This window comes from Vibrio sp. R10-SG3-ISO3, from assembly GCF_059834225.1.
This window is the reverse complement of the sequence record NZ_JCBDHE010000005.1, coordinates 1-17,123: the sequence shown is the minus strand read 5'-3', so window position 1 is coordinate 17,123 and position 17,123 is coordinate 1. Positions and strand designations below refer to the sequence as shown.

At 45.8% G+C, this 17,123-nt stretch carries 20 protein-coding genes; 10 read left to right on the top strand and 10 right to left on the bottom strand.

The window, feature by feature from the left end; all coding sequences use genetic code 11:
• Positions 1–45 precede the first annotated feature (45 nt).
• The 6 genes from pgmB to AC6R1A_RS00845 all read right to left on the bottom strand — a co-directional run bounded on the left by pgmB (position 46) and on the right by AC6R1A_RS00845 (position 8,154).
• On the bottom strand, positions 46–681 hold the full coding sequence (pgmB, locus tag AC6R1A_RS00870; protein ID WP_500633048.1) for a beta-phosphoglucomutase: 636 nt from the start codon (positions 679–681) through the stop codon (positions 46–48).
• Entirely contained in the window at positions 674–3,016 is a 2,343-nt protein-coding gene (locus tag AC6R1A_RS00865) for a glycoside hydrolase family 65 protein (RefSeq protein WP_372069002.1), read from the bottom strand. Before AC6R1A_RS00865 ends, pgmB begins: the two co-directional genes overlap by 8 nt.
• An 18-nt stretch (positions 3,017–3,034) precedes the next feature.
• The gene (locus tag AC6R1A_RS00860) at positions 3,035–4,453 is read right to left on the bottom strand and encodes a carbohydrate ABC transporter permease (protein ID WP_500633049.1); all 1,419 of its coding nucleotides are present in this window, start codon (positions 4,451–4,453) and stop codon (positions 3,035–3,037) included.
• Positions 4,446–5,540 (bottom strand): carbohydrate ABC transporter permease, encoded by a 1,095-nt coding sequence (locus AC6R1A_RS00855; RefSeq protein WP_500633050.1) that lies wholly within the window; start codon positions 5,538–5,540, stop codon positions 4,446–4,448. The genes AC6R1A_RS00860 and AC6R1A_RS00855 overlap by 8 nt, the downstream gene beginning before the upstream one ends.
• 10 nt (positions 5,541–5,550) lie before the next feature.
• A complete protein-coding gene (locus AC6R1A_RS00850; RefSeq protein WP_500633051.1) occupies positions 5,551–6,789 on the bottom strand; it encodes a type 2 periplasmic-binding domain-containing protein in 1,239 nt (412 codons plus the stop codon).
• Positions 6,790–7,176: 387 nt separating this feature from the next.
• Complete coding sequence (locus AC6R1A_RS00845; protein ID WP_500633052.1) at positions 7,177–8,154, bottom strand: LacI family DNA-binding transcriptional regulator; 978 nt, start codon at positions 8,152–8,154, stop codon at positions 7,177–7,179.
• 222 nt (positions 8,155–8,376) lie between these two features.
• Between AC6R1A_RS00845 and radC the strand changes: the two genes are divergently transcribed.
• The 8 genes from radC to AC6R1A_RS00805 all read left to right on the top strand — a co-directional run bounded on the left by radC (position 8,377) and on the right by AC6R1A_RS00805 (position 12,699).
• Entirely contained in the window at positions 8,377–8,850 is a 474-nt protein-coding gene (radC, locus tag AC6R1A_RS00840) for a RadC family protein (RefSeq protein ID WP_500633053.1), read from the top strand.
• The gene (locus AC6R1A_RS00835) at positions 8,847–9,284 is read left to right on the top strand and encodes a DUF2787 domain-containing protein (protein ID WP_500633054.1); all 438 of its coding nucleotides are present in this window, start codon (positions 8,847–8,849) and stop codon (positions 9,282–9,284) included. The genes radC and AC6R1A_RS00835 overlap by 4 nt, the downstream gene beginning before the upstream one ends.
• A 51-nt stretch (positions 9,285–9,335) precedes the next feature.
• Entirely contained in the window at positions 9,336–9,779 is a 444-nt protein-coding gene (locus tag AC6R1A_RS00830; RefSeq protein ID WP_500633055.1) for a DUF2787 domain-containing protein, read from the top strand.
• 3 nt (positions 9,780–9,782) lie between these two features.
• Positions 9,783–9,959: a hypothetical protein gene (locus AC6R1A_RS00825; RefSeq protein ID WP_500633056.1), complete on the top strand. Its 177-nt coding sequence runs from the start codon at positions 9,783–9,785 to the stop codon at positions 9,957–9,959.
• Between the two features lie 138 nt (positions 9,960–10,097).
• Positions 10,098–10,832, top strand: coding sequence for a transcriptional regulator (locus tag AC6R1A_RS00820; protein ID WP_500633057.1), 735 nt, complete (start codon positions 10,098–10,100; stop codon positions 10,830–10,832).
• A gap of 30 nt (positions 10,833–10,862) precedes the next feature.
• Positions 10,863–11,231 carry a hypothetical protein gene (locus AC6R1A_RS00815; protein ID WP_500633058.1) on the top strand — a complete coding sequence of 123 codons (369 nt, stop codon included), beginning with the start codon at positions 10,863–10,865 and terminating at the stop codon, positions 11,229–11,231.
• A gap of 47 nt (positions 11,232–11,278) precedes the next feature.
• Positions 11,279–11,506 carry a hypothetical protein gene (locus AC6R1A_RS00810; RefSeq protein ID WP_500633059.1) on the top strand — a complete coding sequence of 76 codons (228 nt, stop codon included), beginning with the start codon at positions 11,279–11,281 and terminating at the stop codon, positions 11,504–11,506.
• A gap of 176 nt (positions 11,507–11,682) precedes the next feature.
• Positions 11,683–12,699 (top strand): IS110 family RNA-guided transposase, encoded by a 1,017-nt coding sequence (locus AC6R1A_RS00805; RefSeq protein WP_500633060.1) that lies wholly within the window; start codon positions 11,683–11,685, stop codon positions 12,697–12,699.
• 326 nt (positions 12,700–13,025) lie between these two features.
• On the opposite strand, the gene AC6R1A_RS00800 is transcribed toward AC6R1A_RS00805, so the two are convergent.
• A complete protein-coding gene (locus AC6R1A_RS00800; RefSeq protein ID WP_237310054.1) occupies positions 13,026–13,379 on the bottom strand; it encodes a tRNA-binding protein in 354 nt (117 codons plus the stop codon).
• A gap of 493 nt (positions 13,380–13,872) precedes the next feature.
• On the opposite strand from AC6R1A_RS00800, the gene AC6R1A_RS00795 reads away from it, so the two are divergent.
• Positions 13,873–14,394, top strand: coding sequence for a TetR/AcrR family transcriptional regulator (locus AC6R1A_RS00795; RefSeq protein ID WP_500633061.1), 522 nt, complete (start codon positions 13,873–13,875; stop codon positions 14,392–14,394).
• Entirely contained in the window at positions 14,391–15,443 is a 1,053-nt protein-coding gene (locus AC6R1A_RS00790; RefSeq protein ID WP_500633062.1) for an alcohol dehydrogenase family protein, read from the top strand. The genes AC6R1A_RS00795 and AC6R1A_RS00790 overlap by 4 nt, the downstream gene beginning before the upstream one ends.
• A 297-nt stretch (positions 15,444–15,740) precedes the next feature.
• Here the strand turns inward: AC6R1A_RS00790 and AC6R1A_RS00785 are convergent, their stop codons facing one another.
• The 3 genes from AC6R1A_RS00785 to AC6R1A_RS00775 all read right to left on the bottom strand — a co-directional run.
• A complete protein-coding gene (locus AC6R1A_RS00785; RefSeq protein ID WP_500633063.1) occupies positions 15,741–16,187 on the bottom strand; it encodes a ribonuclease HI in 447 nt (148 codons plus the stop codon).
• A 79-nt stretch (positions 16,188–16,266) separates the two neighbouring features.
• Positions 16,267–16,467 carry an AlpA family transcriptional regulator gene (locus tag AC6R1A_RS00780; protein ID WP_055035460.1) on the bottom strand — a complete coding sequence of 67 codons (201 nt, stop codon included), beginning with the start codon at positions 16,465–16,467 and terminating at the stop codon, positions 16,267–16,269.
• Between the two features lie 68 nt (positions 16,468–16,535).
• The coding region (locus AC6R1A_RS00775; RefSeq protein ID WP_500646128.1) for a YagK/YfjJ domain-containing protein at positions 16,536–17,123 on the bottom strand (588 nt) is incomplete at its 5' end.

The following is a 17,123-nucleotide window of genomic DNA, read 5'->3' as shown; positions in this document are numbered from 1 at the left end:
GCACGCCGACGTCAACGACTGCCCCACCACACTTCTTATTTTGGATTAACCTAGGATGTCGCCCAAGTTGATGCCTTTGGTATCATCGAAACGCCATGTCGCATGACCAACGCGGTCGTTAGGACCAATGCCCACAACGCGCATACCCGCTTCTTTTGCTGCGTCTACACCAGCTTCAGCATCCTCAACCACGATACACTCGTCAGCGTTTACGCCTACTTGGCCTGCTGCGTGAATGAACACGTCTGGTGCTGGCTTAGAGCGGTTTACAGACCAGCCATCACCGATAGCATCAAACAACGGTATTAAGCCGAGACGGTGTAAAATAGGACGAGCATTCTTACTTGCTGACGCCAGTGCCACTTTGATGCCACGTGCGTTTAGCTCAAGTAGGAACTGCTCAATACCCGGTAGAACGTCTTTCGCAGAAATCGTGTTCAGCAGATCCACGTAGTAATCGTTCTTACGCTTCATTAGCTCAGCAAACTTCTCTTCGCTGATCTCTTTGCCGTTCAAGATGATGTTCAGCGACGCTTGACGAGATACGCCACGTAGCTGCTCATTGATTTCACGGTCGAAGTAGTAACCTTCTTCGTTCGCCATACGTTGCCACGCTTGGTAGTGCAGCTCAGCCGTATCGGTGATAACGCCATCTAGGTCGAAAATAAATGCCTTACACATTGAACGTCACCTCTGTTGAATCGATAACACGTGGCTCACCTGCAACTTCGATGTTTAGCACTTGGCCGTTGAACTCAGGGCGCTCGATACGAACTTGCTCTTGGTCAACGGTCACTTCTAGACGCTCACCTTTCCAGTAGATTGGGAAGTTCAGGCTTTCCCATTGCTTAGGAAGGTTAGGGTTAATACGCAGGTTGCCACCTAGCATACGAACACCACCGAAGCCGTAAACCACACACTGCCACATGCCGCCAATAGAGGCCGCGTGGATACCGTGGTCAGAACTCTTCATGTTCTGGCCAATATCGATAGATGCCGCTTGTTGGAACAGGTCGTAAGACAGCTCTGGGTTACCAACATCTGATGCCAGTACCGAGTGGGTAGACAAGCTTAGCGATGAATCGTGTAGCGTTTTCGGCTCGTAGTAATTCCAGTTAGCTAACTTCGTCTCTAGGTCGAACTTGTCTTCCTGCTGTAGGAATAGCACCATGATGTCCGCCTGCTTAGAAACCTGCATGTCGTTAACCTGTTCTAGGTTGTAGTCTTGGAACAGACCACCAACGAATGGCTGCTCTTTGTACTTAGTCAGGTCGATGATTTCTTTCTGTAGGTAAGTGTCATCCTGTGGGATTACCTTATCTTCAGCACGTGGCTTAGGTAGGTAGATGTTGTCTACGCGGTCTAGCCACATTTGACGAGCTTCCACTAGGTTTAGCTTTTCAGACAGCTTAGCCAGTAGCTCTGGGTTCGACGCTTCTAGATCCTCGTAGTAACGAATCGCTAGTTTGATGTTCTCTACCGCCATGTAGTTAGTGAACGCGTTGTTGTCGATGTGCTCTTTGTACTCATCAGGACCGATTACGTCACAGATACCCCACATGTTGCGGTCTTCTAGCCAATCTAGGCGGCTTGTCCAGAACGTTGCTGTGTCGAACATGATCTCGTAGCCCATGTCATCCATGAACTTCTGATCGCCAGTGATTTGGTAGTACTGCCACAATGCGTAAGTGATGTCACACGTGATGTGCTGCTCGATAAAGCCAGACCAAATCTTCGTCGACTTACCCGTGATGATGTCTACTGCACCCCATACTGGCGTTACTTCTTCACCCGTTAGTGCCGATTCCCATGGGAACTGTGCACCAATGTAGCCGTTGTCTTTCGCTTTCTTACGAGCGCCATCTAGCGTCTTAAAGCGGTACTCAAGTAGGCTGCGCGCCACTTCTGGCATGGTGTAGATGAAAAACGGAAGCATGAATACTTCTGTATCCCAGAACGAGTGACCTTTGTAGCCTTCGCCAGATAGACCTTTCGCACCGATACCGAAGCGAGAGTCGTGCATTGGCGTGAAGATGTTCAGTTGGTACTGAGCAAAACGAATCGCCAGTTGGTCAAAGTCGTTACCACCGATAGTGATGTTCATACCAGCCCAACGCTTGTCCCATTCAGCCGCGCTGTCTGCTAGTAACTCGTCGAAGCTGCGGTCTGCGTTTGCTTTTAGGTCTGTTAACGCGTGGTCACGCAGTGCTTGAAGCTCGTAGCCTTCAACGTCGAACTGCTTGTCGCGAGATGTGTGTACTACACCCACTTTCTCAGTACCGAATGTTTCGCCCGCTTTCAGATCGTGGTGGATGTTAAGCCATACTTTACGGCGATCCATCTGTAGGCCTGGGTCGATTTCAGTTTCTTGACCGTTTACAAAGTAACGGTGAGACGTTAGGAATACGAAGTCTACTTTGCTCTCTGTTGTGTGCTGTAAAAGCTCAATAAATCGCTTATCGTAGATACGCTTTTCACCTTCGTGGAAGTGCTGTGCACCCGAGTTTGAAAGTTGCGCATCCACACCAGAGCGGATTTCAATCTTCGCGTCGCTGTTCACAGCCTTAACTTGAACATCGAACGCCATTAGGTGAAGGTTTGCTTGCGAGAAGAAGCGACGGAAGCGCATCTCGAAGCTCTTACCTTCTGTGTTTGTCCACGTGAACTCACGGATAAGTTCACCGTTTTTCACGTTTAGACGACGAGAGTAGTTGCTCACTTCACCCGTTTCTAGGTGGAAGCGACGACCATCGATGAAGATTTCGATAGCGCTCATATCTGCCGCGTTTGGCAGCTCTGTTACTTCATCTTCATCAAACTTGTTGTATGTACCCGCAACGAAAAGGTTGCGAACTTGGCCCACGTATTTTTCTTCCGTTGCACTACGCGCACCCATGTAGCCATTACCTTGGCTCATTACCACTTCACATTTGCCTTGGAAAGCTGAGTCAAACGCCGTCTCTTCAACGATCCAGTTTTTTAGTTCGCCTTGACCAGCGTTGTAGTTCATAAACATCTTAAATATCCCCGAAATTTAACCTTTAACAGCGGAAGAAATGTCGTTACCCACGAAGTAACGTTGGAAAACCATAAATACAATCAGTACTGGGATTGTTGACAGGAAAGCCCCCGCCAAGATCAGGTTCCAGTCACCTGCTACGCCATAGGCGTTACGTAAACTCAATAGACCAACAGGAAGCGTGAACGCGTCAGCTGGGCTGTTAATCACCACAAGCGGCCAGAAGAAGTCGTTCCAAGCACCTTGGAAACCAAGGATGGTGACCGACAAGATGGCTGGCTTCGCCAATGGCATAAATACCTTCCAAAGAATCACAGCAGGGCTTGCGCCATCTACGATTGCTGCTTCTTCCAGTTCTTTCGGAATGTTCTCGAAGAACTGTTTCATGATCAGAACCTGACCCGAAGCAACGACCGCGGTGATGACCGCCCATGGTGTATTCAATAAGCCGATATCTTTATAAATTAAGTAGTTGGATATGAACGTTACTTGGCCCGGAATCATCATGCTGAACAACATGAAAGCGAACACCGCACGCGCACCAGTGAACTTCAATCGAGCTAAGGCATAACCCGCAGTACATGCAAAGAACAGGGTCAGAATCACCTTACCAATCGCAATGAAGAACGAGTTGATGGTCCAGCTCATAAATAAGCTCTTACCTGTATCTAGGCTTACCGACTCGGTGTACACGCGAACGTAAGACTTAAATACATAACCAATCACACCCGGCGCTGCGTTATCCCATGCCGCGACACGGCCACGACGTTCCATCTTGCTTGGCGCTAGTGTGCTATCAATGAGCACTTGGCCGCGCGGCACTTCTACCGTTAGTGGTAGCGTTGCAATCTCAGGACCTTGCCCTTGATACTTGATGGAAAATTCCCACGTTTGGCTGTGACCTTGCTTAGTAAGTTCACGACGACCACGCCTCTCTACAAACGTCACGTTGTCGTTGGTGTCTACCAGCACTGGCTCGCTGACTTGCGCGTAATCGGCAGCAAAGTCGGTCACGATAGCCGCAGCCATACCTGTACCTGGACGACGGCGTGGCACTTCAATCTCTGGAGTTGCCAGCTCTTTGCCGTCTTCCACCGCGTAAGTTACGGTGAAGTTCACTTCTGCGCCCGGAGCAAAACCACCGAACATTGGCGCATCGTTACCTTCTTTACCGAGTTGGTAAGCAGCACCCCAGTTGCTTGGCTGAACCTGTGCAAAGTTGAACTTAAATGGCTGCTCTAGTGGGTCATCTTTCAAACTCGCTAAGAAAGCCACCACGAACGTACCTAGCATGACAGTCGCAACCAGTAGCAAAGCACTGTAAACCCACGCCACTTTTGCCCAGCGACGGCGCGCTTGGAACTTGGAGACATCCTCCATTGATGCTATAGGTTTTGCATCATCTTGATTCATGGTTGAAAAAGGATTAGTCATCTGCTTTCTCCTTCACACCAAAGATTTTCTGTAGATAAACCACTGCCAACGTGATCAATGCCAATACCAATGCTGCTGCGCTTGCCATGCCGATTTGTGGCGTGCCACCCGGTGGGAAAGCGTTGTGGTAAACGTAGTAAGCCAGCGTAATACGTGATTCCAACGGTGCTGCCGAGCCAAGTAGTGCTACTTGGTCAAACATTTGTAGCGTACCGATAATCGAGAAAGTCACGACAACGAACGTCACCGGTGCTAACTGAGGAATCGTAATGTTCCAGTGTTGTTGCCACTTGTTCGCACCATCAATGTGGGCCGCTTCGTAAAGCTCACCCGGAATGCCTTGCAAGCCTGCTAGGAACAGCAACATGAAGGTCGGGATAGTGGTGTAAATGTTCTGAATCACGATTGCCCAAAGCGTTAAAGGCATCGGCCCCACATTGTCACGCGTGTTCAACCAGTTCACCTCCACGATTTGGTCTGTCACTTCTACCCAGCTCATTGCGCTGGCTACGAAAGTCGCCACACCCGCAACAATGAAAGAGAGAATGCCCCATGCAGGATCCAACCAACCTACCGGTAAGCCTTTCAAACGGTCTTTGGTTACCAACACAAACTGAGTAGCGATAGCGACAAGCACAAAGCAGCTCAAGTGTGGGTAATGGTTCACCACATCGGTGACAAAGCCGTTGAGATAACCGTTCTTTTGGTAAAACCAAATGAAGATCAGTGTCACCGCTGCACTCGACAAAATACTTGGTAAGTAAAATGCGGTTCTAAAGAAGCTTTTGGCGCGAATTTTAGAGTTCACCAAAATCGCTAAGCCAAGTGCTAACACGGTTTGCACACAGGTCACGATCAACGAGAACCAAATGGTGTTTGCCAGTGAAAGCAGAAATAAATCGTCAGTAAGCAGAGCTTTAAAGTTCGCTAAACCAACCCAGATTGCTTCGCTGAACAAGTCGTACTCGGTAAAGCTGAAGTAAACCGTTCTGATCAGTGCGTATAGAAAGAACACCACCAAAGTCAGTACAAATGGCCCAGCTAGGAGCCATCCGTAAACTTGTTGGCGTAAACGTAAAGAGTTCATCCTCGCCCCGTTATTTCGCCATCAGTGCATCGTATTTAGCTTGCGCCATCTTGATCGCTTCTTTCTGCGTCATCTGACCAAGCAACACTGAATTCAATGCTTCATTAATCGGAGTCATCCATGCTGTGCCGTAGTTACCAAATGCGAATGGCTCTACATTTCCTTCAAGAGCACCTTCAAACACTTGTTTGGCTAGTTCACTTTCTGAATCTTGCTGTGCAAAGAACTCTGACTTACCAAGCGCTTCACGGCTTGGCAGAGCAAGACCTGAATCCAACACCCATTCTTGTGCTTTTTGGCTAGTTAAGATCTCTACCGCTTTTTGCGTCGCTTCGATGTTCTTACCATCGGCATTGACGCCCCAAGCAACAGTAAACAGTAGGTTGCCACGTTCGCCGCTCACTGGATCTTTTGGCATCAACGTTGTGCCATAAGGCAGGTTTGGCGCTTTATCGCGTAAGTAACCACTGATCCAGTTACCTTCTAGCGCGATTGCTGTTTCTTCCGTACCGAAACAGCCGCCGCCCCAGCCTTGACCAAGGTCAGTCGCCAAGATGCCCACTTTGTCTTCGGTAACTAAGCCAGTGTAGAAGTTAAATGCACGCTCGAAGTTCTCATCCAGAACGGTTTTGCCTTCAGCGTTGAATGGCGTCCAGCCTGTTGCGAGCGCAAAGGGTGCAAAACGCGCGTAATCAGGCATAACGCAGATACCAGACACTTCATCTGCTAGCGCATCTTTCACATCCAGTAGTTTTTTACGTAAATCTTCCCAAGAGTCTTCATTGGTTGGGTAAGCAACTTCAGCATCATCAAAAATGTCTTTGTTGTACTGTAGAGCAATAGTGTTGAAGTCTTTGGCGATGCCGTACTGTTTTCCATCTAGCGTAAACGCCGCGTTGAGGCTTGGAATGATGTGCGTCCCTACTTTATTAAGTTGTTCATTATTCGCTGCAACTTTCCCAGAACCTACGAGGGCATTTGCCATAACTACATCGATATAAAAAGCATCGGGGGCTGTACCAGCAGATAAAGAGTTGGTAATAAATTGAGAGAAATCACCCTCCACAGCTTGATATTTAACTGTAAGGCCAGCTTTTTCAAAATCGTCAGCAAGTACCTCGTTAACTAACTTGTTCAGAACCACAACATCATTACCGCCCCAGCCGGCAATCGTGATTTCCGTACTTGCAACAACGTTTGCAGATAGGCCAGCAGCTAGTAGGGATACTGCCAATATAGTTTTTTTCATGTTGCCCTCATTTCCTTCATTTTCAGTATGTGGCTATTATGCCCAATCAACGTAAGCGCTTACGTTATAATGATCACATAACTATCACTTACGTACATAAATGCACAAAAAGGTGATGAGCGTCTCAAAAAAAAGTGAGTTCGAGTGCATTCTCTTCTAAAACTTACAGAGGAATGTCATGAAAGCAGATGTCTCATAGTAAGCATTCGTAAGAGCACTCCCTATTGAGTAAAATTTACGTAAGGGAATGTGAAGAAAACGATAAATAATGCGTGGTAAAGATAAGAAATAGAGAAGTTGTATAGTGTAAGCGAAAACAAAGTGCATGGACTTAGCCCGCTATGCACTTTGTTTTCCATTTTTCACTGCCGGTATGAGGGGTAAGAATTAGCTCGTTTCACCTAGCTTAAGCGACACAGGAACCACAGAGCCAACTGGCTGTTCACGCAACATAGCTTGTTCTAACATACTAGCAACACGCTCAGCGATCTTGTCCATATCTTGCTTAATGGTGGTCAATTCACGTGAAATACCAGGTAGACCATCGTAACCCACCACAGAGAAGTCATCCGGCAACTTATAGCCGCGATCTTTTAATGCTGCAATTACTCCTAGTGCCGTTTCGTCACACTCACAAACAAAACCTTGATAGCTCTCAAGCTGCTTTTTATCAATGTTGAGAAAGTAACGATAAGCCGCTATTTCACCGAGAGGGTCAGCACCTGTTCTGAACTCTCGAACGGGTAGTGCATTGCTTGCCATCACCGACATGTAACCTTGATGACGGAAATGATAGCCGTCTCCATAGGTCGTTGGGGTAACAAAGCAAATGTCGGACAAGCCTTTATCTATAAGGTGCTGCGTAGCTTCACGACCACCATTAAAGTCATCCGGAGCTACCCAGAAAGAGCCTTCACTCATGCCGATACAAACATAGGGCAAGTCCATCTCTTTGCAAGTTTCGATACGTGGATCGTTGTGTGTAATACCAAGTAAAATTGCGCCGCCAACCTGTTCCAATCCAACGTCACCGAAGCTTACAGGCAGCAAGTTACGGCCAGAGTTTCGTATAGACGCAGATAGAGAAGGCCAAAGCATACCAAGATAACGAGAGGCATAATAATCATGAGGACCAAGCGAAATTGCGACGGTATTTTTATAACTTCCCATTAACTCACGAGCAGAGGTACTTGGCACGAATCCAAGATCTTTACAAATGTTGAGAATTTTATTGCGCGTTTTTTCGCTGATGCCAGGTTTATTGTTTAACGCCCGACTCACAGAGGCTATTGATACACCAGCTATTTTAGCAGCTTCATTGATTGTAGCTTTCTTAATTTTCACTTCTGTACTGATTTCACCCACAGCACTCTCCCGACAACGTAAGGTTTACGTTCATTATGTATTTAACTAGGTGCTAATCAAGTAAAAAAACGTAAATGGATGCTTTATTACCTTCTGAGAAGAGAATCCATCCAATCGAAAACTAGGTTAGTACGAGGTCTCTCCCTATGATCTCAATCCAAAGATCTTTAGGCATATGTCATCAATGTGAATACCCATCACTGATTCCGACAGGAGCCTGAAATGAGTCCCAAAACTTCCGATTACCAAAAGCAGCAACGCTATCAGGAAAATAAGATCCTAGAGCATGCCGCTGAGATACTGGCTACGCGCTACGTGCGTGGTGATGCCCTAACCAATCCTGATGCCACTAAAGAGTATGTGCGCTGCAAGCTAGGCTGCTATGAGCGTGAAGTGTTTACCTTATTGCTACTGGATAACCAAAACCGACTGATTGAATTTAAAGAACTGTTTCAAGGAACGGTGGATGCGGCCAGCGTCTACCCGCGAGAAGTGGTGAAAGCAGTGTTGGAAGTCAATGCCGCAGCGGTGATATTTGCCCATAACCATCCATCTGGTGACTCAACGCCGTCTCAAGCTGATAGACGCATAACCGAAAGACTCAAGGACGCTTTAGCACTGGTGGATGTCCGCGTTCTCGACCATATCGTGACAGGCGATACCTGCACCTCATTTGCTGAAAGGGGATGGTTATGATTGAGCAACACTACGGTGAGCTTTCTATTGATGACGCTTTACATACGTCACTGGAATCACTTTTGAATCGATACACTCTCCCAAAGGACGCTGAACGACTCGTGCTGAACTGCCGCCAGATAAGATACTACCGACGTCGGCAAGGTTTGCATCCGATAGAGGTACAGCTTAGACGCGAGTCAGATACTAGCCCTTGGCTGGTAGTCTTCTTTGCCAGCTTCTCTTATCCCGACGACAACAGCACAACCGTTGAACCTGAGTTGTACTTTCACCTAGCTAATCGCTGGTGCTATCAACCCGATGTGGGGAGCACGGATTTATCCAACCCAGAGGTACAAGAGCTACTCTCGGTCTGGATGAAAGCCTTTGCTCGTCACCTTTCTAGAAACGTCTTTGATGACGTGCAACTGACGATGGTCGGTACGTTCCACTAAATTCTCACTCTCTCATTTCTTATTTGAATCCTGAAACAAGGAGGACTCACCATGTCCAAATTAAACTTCACAGCATCACTACTACCTGTGTCAAAGAAACTGCATAAGCTGTTAAGTGAGCAACTCACCGCTCATTTACTGAGTAATGAAGCACTGACCACCAGCCGTTATCTGGTGTTCAACTTTCGCGATAAAAGTTACAGCGCGGAAGAAGGCGGCTTCCATCCGGTTGAGATGGCGATATGCCAAACCTCAACAGGGGAATGGAGCATTGAGTACATCACCGACTTTGCGTATATGGGCAATTACTACCCAGAGCTAGAGCGCAACTTGGATTTTGATTTTCGGGTTGGGCAGTTCTTTGTGGCCTATCGTGGCTGGCTACCGATGCAAGGTAGCCGTGATGCCAAAGAGCTGTATCGGCTATGGGAGAATAACTTTCTTGCCTATGTCGATATGAACGCTTACAACGAGATAGCCGTCACCCCGCAATAACTCATGACTTCCCTTCTTCTACAAACCATCAAACTTGTCACCGCTCTTATCACCCTGTTTACCCTCTCTCCTTTCTTTGGCGCGATCGGTTCTCTAACGATGTTAGGTTTTCTGGTGGTACTACTGATTGGTTTATTGGCAGCGATTGCAGAGCTCAGTGATAAGCATAATCCTCGTTAATGTTAATCGGCTCACGCTTTCGTGTTGCCGATTGATGCTGTTTTCACCGTTGGACATTATGTGTCTGACCCACATCTATTCTCCCGACATTAAATGTCCGACTCCGGTGTGGAGCTTTGATGTATTGAGAGCGTAGTCATGAGCAATAAAACCAGCATTGAAGGGTTATCCGCTTTGCTGCACACGCTGATGCTTATTCCTCAACATCGATGGATCACCGTTAGGGAGTTGCAGCAGCAGTTAGCCCTACTCGATATACACCGCACCACGCGCAGCATTAAACGCTACCTCGATGAAGTCATTGTGGAGGTGTTTAACGTAGAGTGTGATTCGATGAGTATGCCTCATGTTTATCGGAAAACTTCAGAGCAATTACTGAAGCTCAACAAACAGGAAATGCTCCATTGGCAACTGACCAACAAGTACTTACTAGCGCTGGTTCCTGATGAGCTGAATTATGGGCAAGGTCGCCCCTCGGAGAGAGATAAACCCTTACCCCGCAAGGGTTCAGCGTATTCAAAAGAGCAAGCATGGTTAGCTAAAGTCCATGTGGCATTGCCCAACATTTGTGAATGGAGTGACGAGCAACGGCACGTGTTGAATGAGGTACACACGGCATTACTGCACAACCGTATGCTCAAGATATCTAGCCAAGTATTGCAGCAAGAGAAGGCGCTCATTGAGCCACTGGGACTCTCGGTTCAGTGTGACGCGCTCTTGCTGCTCTTTCGATTATCCGGTCAACACACGATACGCACCCTAGCCTTGCCTTTGATTGATGAGGCCAGTGTATCGACGTTTTCTTTTACCTATCCGACTGATTTCAATCTTGAGCGGTTCATGCGTGAACACGATGGAGTCAGCGCATCCTGAATTTCACTCACCGATAAGGAGAGCACCGTTATGACATTAATCAACACCCTACTCCGATACGCCGCTATGACCATCCTGTTTATCGGGCTTACCGCTTGTGGCGACCAAGAAGAGACTCAAGCAGCAACGGCAGATATTGAAGTATCGATATCGACTAACTCGCATTGGGGAACATTGGTCTTTGACCTGCAAGCCGTCACCAATAACACCGTAATAAGCAATGTAGTGATTAACCGAGGCAACTGCCGATTACCCTCAGGTACAACCTCAGAGCTAGCAAGAAACGTTTCATTGCAGTTCGGCCAAACCTACACCGGATACAGCAACAACTGCACTGTGGACAACGTGAAAGAAATCGAAGTCACTTCCAGCGCTGGCACCTTTGTCTACTCCTTCTAACTTTCAATTCCCAAATAACACACTCAACCGACTCGTAAGGATCAACTATGAACAAGTCAACTCTACTCATCGCGACAGCGTTAGTTTTCTCGACCTCTTCCGCATTTGCTGGTGGAACACTGGGTGGTAACCCATCCGCAGATTCGGGAGCCGTCAATGTCAGTGTGGGTAAGTGCACTCAATACAAAATGGATGTGAAAGCAGCGCAGCAGAAAGGTAAGGACGTAGCGAGCATCACCGTTCCTGAAGGCTGTGAAGCCATCAAAGAAAAGTAACACCACCAACAGCGGTAAACATGATAATGGGGAGCAATCACGCTCCCCATTCTTTTTTTACTTCTGTACGTAAGCTTCACACGGCCTTGACCATCCGCTTAAACACGTTAATTAGATGGTACGCCCCACACCTAAACTACACTCAGCATAGTCGCTGAACTTCGGGAGGTGCCATCATGTCAGCTATCAAAACAATCGGTATCGATCTTGGTAAATCTACCTTTCACTTGGTAGGTCACGACCATTCTGGTCAAGAGCTATATCGACATAAGTTTTCTAGGGCAAAACTAATTCAATTTATCTCTGTACATGAACCTGTAACCATAGCAATGGAAGCTTGTTGTGGTGCTAACTGGCTAGCTAGACGCTGCCAGGAATTTGGCCATGAGGTTAAGCTCATTCCACCTCAATACGTTAAGCCGTATGTTAAAAGCCACAAGAATGACTTCATTGACGCTGACGCTATAGCCGAAGCTGCGACAAGACCTAAAATGAGGTTTGTAACGCCTAAATCTGAGCAAGCGCAATTAGGAAGTGTGATTCTTCGAATTCGAACTGGCTACATTAGGGAAAGGACGGCTGTGATGAACCGAATTTCTTCAATTCTTGTCGAGTTTGGCTTTAGTTTCCCTCGTGGTCATGCAAATTTGAAACGGCTTTTTCAGTGGCTTGCTGACACTGGGCAATCAGTTCCTCCACTACTTGTTTTTGAGTTACGAAAACAATTAGATCATTACAATCTCCTCAATGAGAAGATTAAAGAACAAGATAAGAAGATTGAAACGCTTAATGATGACAATGAGCTGTTTACTTTGCTGCAATCTATTCCTGGTATCGGGCCAATGACTGCTGCCTGTTGTCTGTCAGCAGTATCCAATCCAAAAGATTTTTCTAACGGTCGTAACTTTGCTGCTTGGATAGGATTGGTTCCATTCCAATACTCAACAGGTGGAAAATCGAGGCTTCTTGGTATATCGAAGCGGGGTAACAAAGAGCTTCGCGAACTGTTTGTTCACGCAGCTAGATCAGTGCTGTGGCGAGATGCAACTGCGGAGAAATATTTTGGTACATGGTTACTAGACTTGAAGCGTCGGAAGCCTTTCAATGTAGCTTTGGTTGCTTTGGCGAATAAGCTAGCCAGAATCGCTTGGTCAGTCATGGCAACTCATAAAACTTTCGAGATCAGAACATAAATCAAGTTTGCATATGAAAATGAAAGATGACAAAACGGTTAGACCACCAGATTGAAAACCTGTTGTCCAGAACAGCAACTGGAGTGCTTTCACATTTTTGAGGACAATCTGGCGCGGATCTCATCGTGGAGCTGGGGCTAAAGCAAAAAGTCTCAATTAGACTCCGAATACATTAGCGCAAACCAACTCCGTTATTTTGAATTTTTACTTGCAAAACGGGGCGTACCATACACATTTGGACAGAAGCGCGTTAGAGATAAGAAATCTAACGTACTTTACTAGGATTAGAAAAAGTATCTTGAAACCTTAAACGTTTGTTATGTGCGTTACCCTGCTCTAGCGCCATTAGGCATTTCTGTTTCTGGACAGGCTAGACATGGTTGTAGTTTATCTTCATAGCCAATGTCGAACAGCATACCTTGAGATACTTCACCTGCCATTTTTCTTTCTGGCAAATTCACCACGAACAGAGCTTGCTTACCCTCAATTTCTTTTGGGTCTTCACGTTCTTGTTTTATACCTGCCAATATCGAACGCTTATGGTCGCCAAAATCGACTGTTAACTTCATGAGCTTGTCAGATTTGGCTACCTCAGATACCTCTTCGATTAAACCCACTCGAATATCTATTTTAGAGAAATCATCAAACGTAATTTCGTCTTTAATTGGGGCATATTTCATACTTCTATCCTCAAAATTCCCACTAGCACATAACTTATTAGGCGACACATAGTCGTCTTTCATCCTTCGATAGTGCAGTCTTTTTCATATTAACTCAACTGATAATTAATAAGTTATACCACATGAAGGGAAGTTAGACTGCAAGATGTCTCCTAATGACGAGAATGAACAATTATCAACTCCATCGAATAACTTTTAGTAGGGCAAACGCACGCCCCCTAAATGTGTAGAGTATTAGCTCTGAACGATTTTGGGGCAAAGGTGTGTTACACATTCACGTCAACACACCTCTGGACATTTGTGAGCTACAGAGCTTACTAAATTAGAAAAATACGGATAACAAAACGTACCTCGTTAAGCCCATTCATAAATACATTTCAGTATTGATACTTTCCCCAATATTTCCACTACTGAAAACTCCTTCTTGACACAGGTAGAAGGTTCCCTCTACCATGAAAAGTAAAACAAACGTTCTACCTTGATAGGTTTCATTATGTTAAAAAACCAGATCGCTGCAAGTTTAGAGCAAGCGTTTAGCAATTATGGGTTTGCAGAGCCGAGTGTAACTCAACTAAAAGTCGCCTGTGGTGTAAGCCTAAGAACCTTGTACAAACACTACCCATCTAAGGAAGAGATGATTGTCGGAGCTTTGCAACATCGCCACCAACGTTACCTAAAATTTTTGTCAGAGCACTCTCCAGAAGCAGGGTTAGGTTCTATACAACATATATTCACCATGCTTGGGATTTGGATGGCTGAAAACGCGCCAAATGGTTGTATGTCTCTTAATGCTCTTGCAGCATTCCCTGAGAATGAGCTTATCTCTAGCGCGGTCACAAATCACAAAAAGGAGGTTATGCTTTTCTTAGGTGGACAAAGTTTACGCGAAGACTTAGCTCTTCCCTTGTATTTACTTCATGAAGGAGTAACGAGCGCGTGGCCGATTATAGGGAATGACGCAATTCAATCAGCACAACACACAATCTTGGCATTACTATCAGAGAACAAAGTATGACTAAAATACCGAAAACAATGAGAGCTGTATTACTTAATGGTCACGGTGGTTCTAATATGCTGGAATATCGTGACGATATTCCAGTCCCAACACCGAAAGACTTTGAAGTATTAATTCGTGTATCAGCGGCAGGAGTCAATAACACAGATATCAATACTCGTATTGGCTGGTACTCAAAAAGTGACCAAAACAGTGAAGATGCTAGTTGGAGTGGTAACGCACTGAGCTTTCCTAGAATCCAAGGAGCAGATGTTTGCGGTCAAATTGTTGCAGTTGGCCGCTCCGTTGATTTAGGTCGCATCGGAGAACGTGTTCTGGTTGAACCATGTATTGTCGATGTAAACGGTGAGAATAAGAAGTCTCCGTGGTATTTTGGCTCTGAATGTGATGGTGGTTTTGCTGAGTATGCTGTCGTTTCTTCAAAGCACGCCTATAAAATAAATTCAGACTTAAATGATATAGAACTCGCATCATTTCCGTGTTCTTATTCTACCGCGGAAAACATGTTGACCCGTTCCAAAGTCAAAGAAGGCGATCATGTATTGATCTCAGGCGCATCTGGAGGGGTAGGCTCAGCAGCAATTCAGCTTGCTAAAGCTCGTGGCGCGATAGTAATTGCGATCACCAGCTCGAATAAGCGCGAATTAGTTAGAGAGCTTGGCGCTGATATGGTGGTCAACAGAGACGAAGGCCTCGCTGATACATTAGGAAAAAATAGTGTAGACGTGGTTATCGACCTAGTCGCTGGCAACCAATGGTATCAGTTTTTAGAGGTTCTGCGCCCCAAAGGTCGCTACGCTGTATCTGGCGCAATAGGTGGGCCTTTGGTAGAGCTAGATGTACGCACACTGTACCTTAAGGATTTAAGCTTCTATGGTTGTACGGTACTCGAGCCGAGTGTTTTTACTAACCTAGTCCATCACTTAGAACAAGGTAATATCAAGCCATTAATAGCTAAGACCTTCCCGCTAGAGGAAATTGTTCAAGCACAGATGGAATTTAGAGAAAAACAGCATGTTGGAAAAATTGTACTCACTGTGCAAACTTAAAGTTTTGGCTGTTTGCCCTTCGTAATTTGATTATGGAGGGTTATTACTTATAACACTTTTCTAAATAATGAACGAGCTTCTTAACATTAGATTTTCTAATGAGAAATTGGTTCACTGCGTTTAAATGGACTTCTCGCAAACTCACTTTGGGGCAAAAACTTGCTAAGAGAGCGGTTGGTCTAATGCCCGCTCTCCCTCCCACATCGCATCAAGCTTCAGATATATGTTATCTACAAAAACGCAAATAACGGGATAATAGCGGTTTGTTGGATTGTGCCTACAAACCGCATTGTTACATCAATCGATATCACTTCTAGCAGCATCAACTGCTAACGAATCCGCTATCTCATTCCCTCTAACACCAGAATGAGCTTTGACTTTAAGTACCTCGACATACTTTCTAGAACGCAGTTCATCGACTTGTTTCCAGAGTTGCCGATGCTTAACCGGCTTCTTATTCGCTTTACGCCAGCCTCGGTCTTTCCAGTCATCAAGCCAAATGTTGAAACCTTTAACACAGTAATCATTATCTGAATAGATAACATCACCATCTTCGGCATACTCCAGCCCTTCGATAAATGCCAGTAACTCCAGTTCCGCACAATCCGTCTCTCGGTCAATGGTGATGCTCTCTTCATGGACTATCTCATTGTCTTCATCCATGACCACCAGCCCTATGCCACCTCGCATACAGACGTGTTGATTGTTTGGTGCTGAGCCGTCTACGTAAATTGAATAACTCATTTTTTATCTCTCCAATTGAAAAAGGGCGCATGACTTTGCTTAGCCTGCACCCTGTTGATGGTGTGATTTGATGTTTGTGTTACTGAAAGGATTCTGCGTTGTCTCGCATGCTCAGACGCGATTCCATCCATTCCTCGATTTCACTTTCTACCCAAGCCACGGCACGCCCACCGAGTGGCACACTCTTCGGAAAATCGGTTTCATCTGCCATGAACTTGTAGATAGTGGATCGGCCTAGCCCTGTAATCGCCATTACGTCTTTAAGTCTTAGAAATCTCATTGGGAATCGTCTCCTGCTTTGTATATACCCATGAGATAAGCCGCTACTGTAAAAAAATGCAGTCGTGTCTAATCTGCACTAGAGCCAAAGAAGTAACGCTCTTCTTTCCATGCTTCAGCAAGGTTGCTCATCCGTTTAAAGACACTGTTCTTTATGTTAGTGTCAGTGCTCTTGCAGCGTGTACCCAGGCTATTGTTCCCTCGGTCATTCAGTTGGACCATGGAGCGCTCATTACCTTGGTAGTGCTTTTTAATCGCTTCTCCCCAAGCTGTTTTCAGATGCCCCACAAGTTCATTACTTTTCTCCATGTAAATGGCATCACCAAAATTCTGCTTATAATCAGTAAACAAAACCACTCGATATTGGTGCGAACGGTTATCCTCTCGCTTACGCCACACGTAGTGCAACGAATCGGCGTTCAGCTTCTCTTTCAGGATTTCAAAGTAATCGTTCAGGATGCAAAACTTTGCATCTTGATGATCTTTAGGCAGATATAAGTCAAAACGTGTAACGAGAGCGACTTCAAACTGACTGAGAGCCAGTTCAAAGACATCAACCATCGAAGTCAGTGCTGACTCGTACAACCCCTTGTCGCTGTAATACAGAGGGTAATCTTCAAAAGTTCTATCAAGGGTAATACTTGGGAGGTGTGTAGT

What these genes read in the sequence shown, in the direction of transcription:
- pgmB (WP_500633048.1), bottom strand. Translation starts at nt 681, where the DNA reads ATGTGTAAGGCATTTATTTTCGACCTAGATGGCGTTATCACCGATACG.
- AC6R1A_RS00865 (WP_372069002.1), bottom strand. Translation starts at nt 3,016, where the DNA reads ATGTTTATGAACTACAACGCTGGTCAAGGCGAACTAAAAAACTGGATC.
- AC6R1A_RS00860 (WP_500633049.1), bottom strand. Translation starts at nt 4,453, where the DNA reads ATGACTAATCCTTTTTCAACCATGAATCAAGATGATGCAAAACCTATA.
- AC6R1A_RS00855 (WP_500633050.1), bottom strand. Translation starts at nt 5,540, where the DNA reads ATGAACTCTTTACGTTTACGCCAACAAGTTTACGGATGGCTCCTAGCT.
- AC6R1A_RS00850 (WP_500633051.1), bottom strand. Translation starts at nt 6,789, where the DNA reads ATGAAAAAAACTATATTGGCAGTATCCCTACTAGCTGCTGGCCTATCT.
- radC (WP_500633053.1), top strand. Translation starts at nt 8,377, where the DNA reads ATGAGTCCCAAAACTTCCGATTACCAAAAGCAGCAACGCTATCAGGAA.
- AC6R1A_RS00835 (WP_500633054.1), top strand. Translation starts at nt 8,847, where the DNA reads ATGATTGAGCAACACTACGGTGAGCTTTCTATTGATGACGCTTTACAT.
- AC6R1A_RS00830 (WP_500633055.1), top strand. Translation starts at nt 9,336, where the DNA reads ATGTCCAAATTAAACTTCACAGCATCACTACTACCTGTGTCAAAGAAA.
- AC6R1A_RS00825 (WP_500633056.1), top strand. Translation starts at nt 9,783, where the DNA reads ATGACTTCCCTTCTTCTACAAACCATCAAACTTGTCACCGCTCTTATC.
- AC6R1A_RS00820 (WP_500633057.1), top strand. Translation starts at nt 10,098, where the DNA reads ATGAGCAATAAAACCAGCATTGAAGGGTTATCCGCTTTGCTGCACACG.
- AC6R1A_RS00815 (WP_500633058.1), top strand. Translation starts at nt 10,863, where the DNA reads ATGACATTAATCAACACCCTACTCCGATACGCCGCTATGACCATCCTG.
- AC6R1A_RS00810 (WP_500633059.1), top strand. Translation starts at nt 11,279, where the DNA reads ATGAACAAGTCAACTCTACTCATCGCGACAGCGTTAGTTTTCTCGACC.
- AC6R1A_RS00805 (WP_500633060.1), top strand. Translation starts at nt 11,683, where the DNA reads ATGTCAGCTATCAAAACAATCGGTATCGATCTTGGTAAATCTACCTTT.
- AC6R1A_RS00800 (WP_237310054.1), bottom strand. Translation starts at nt 13,379, where the DNA reads ATGAAATATGCCCCAATTAAAGACGAAATTACGTTTGATGATTTCTCT.
- AC6R1A_RS00795 (WP_500633061.1), top strand. Translation starts at nt 13,873, where the DNA reads ATGTTAAAAAACCAGATCGCTGCAAGTTTAGAGCAAGCGTTTAGCAAT.
- AC6R1A_RS00790 (WP_500633062.1), top strand. Translation starts at nt 14,391, where the DNA reads ATGACTAAAATACCGAAAACAATGAGAGCTGTATTACTTAATGGTCAC.
- AC6R1A_RS00785 (WP_500633063.1), bottom strand. Translation starts at nt 16,187, where the DNA reads ATGAGTTATTCAATTTACGTAGACGGCTCAGCACCAAACAATCAACAC.
- AC6R1A_RS00780 (WP_055035460.1), bottom strand. Translation starts at nt 16,467, where the DNA reads ATGAGATTTCTAAGACTTAAAGACGTAATGGCGATTACAGGGCTAGGC.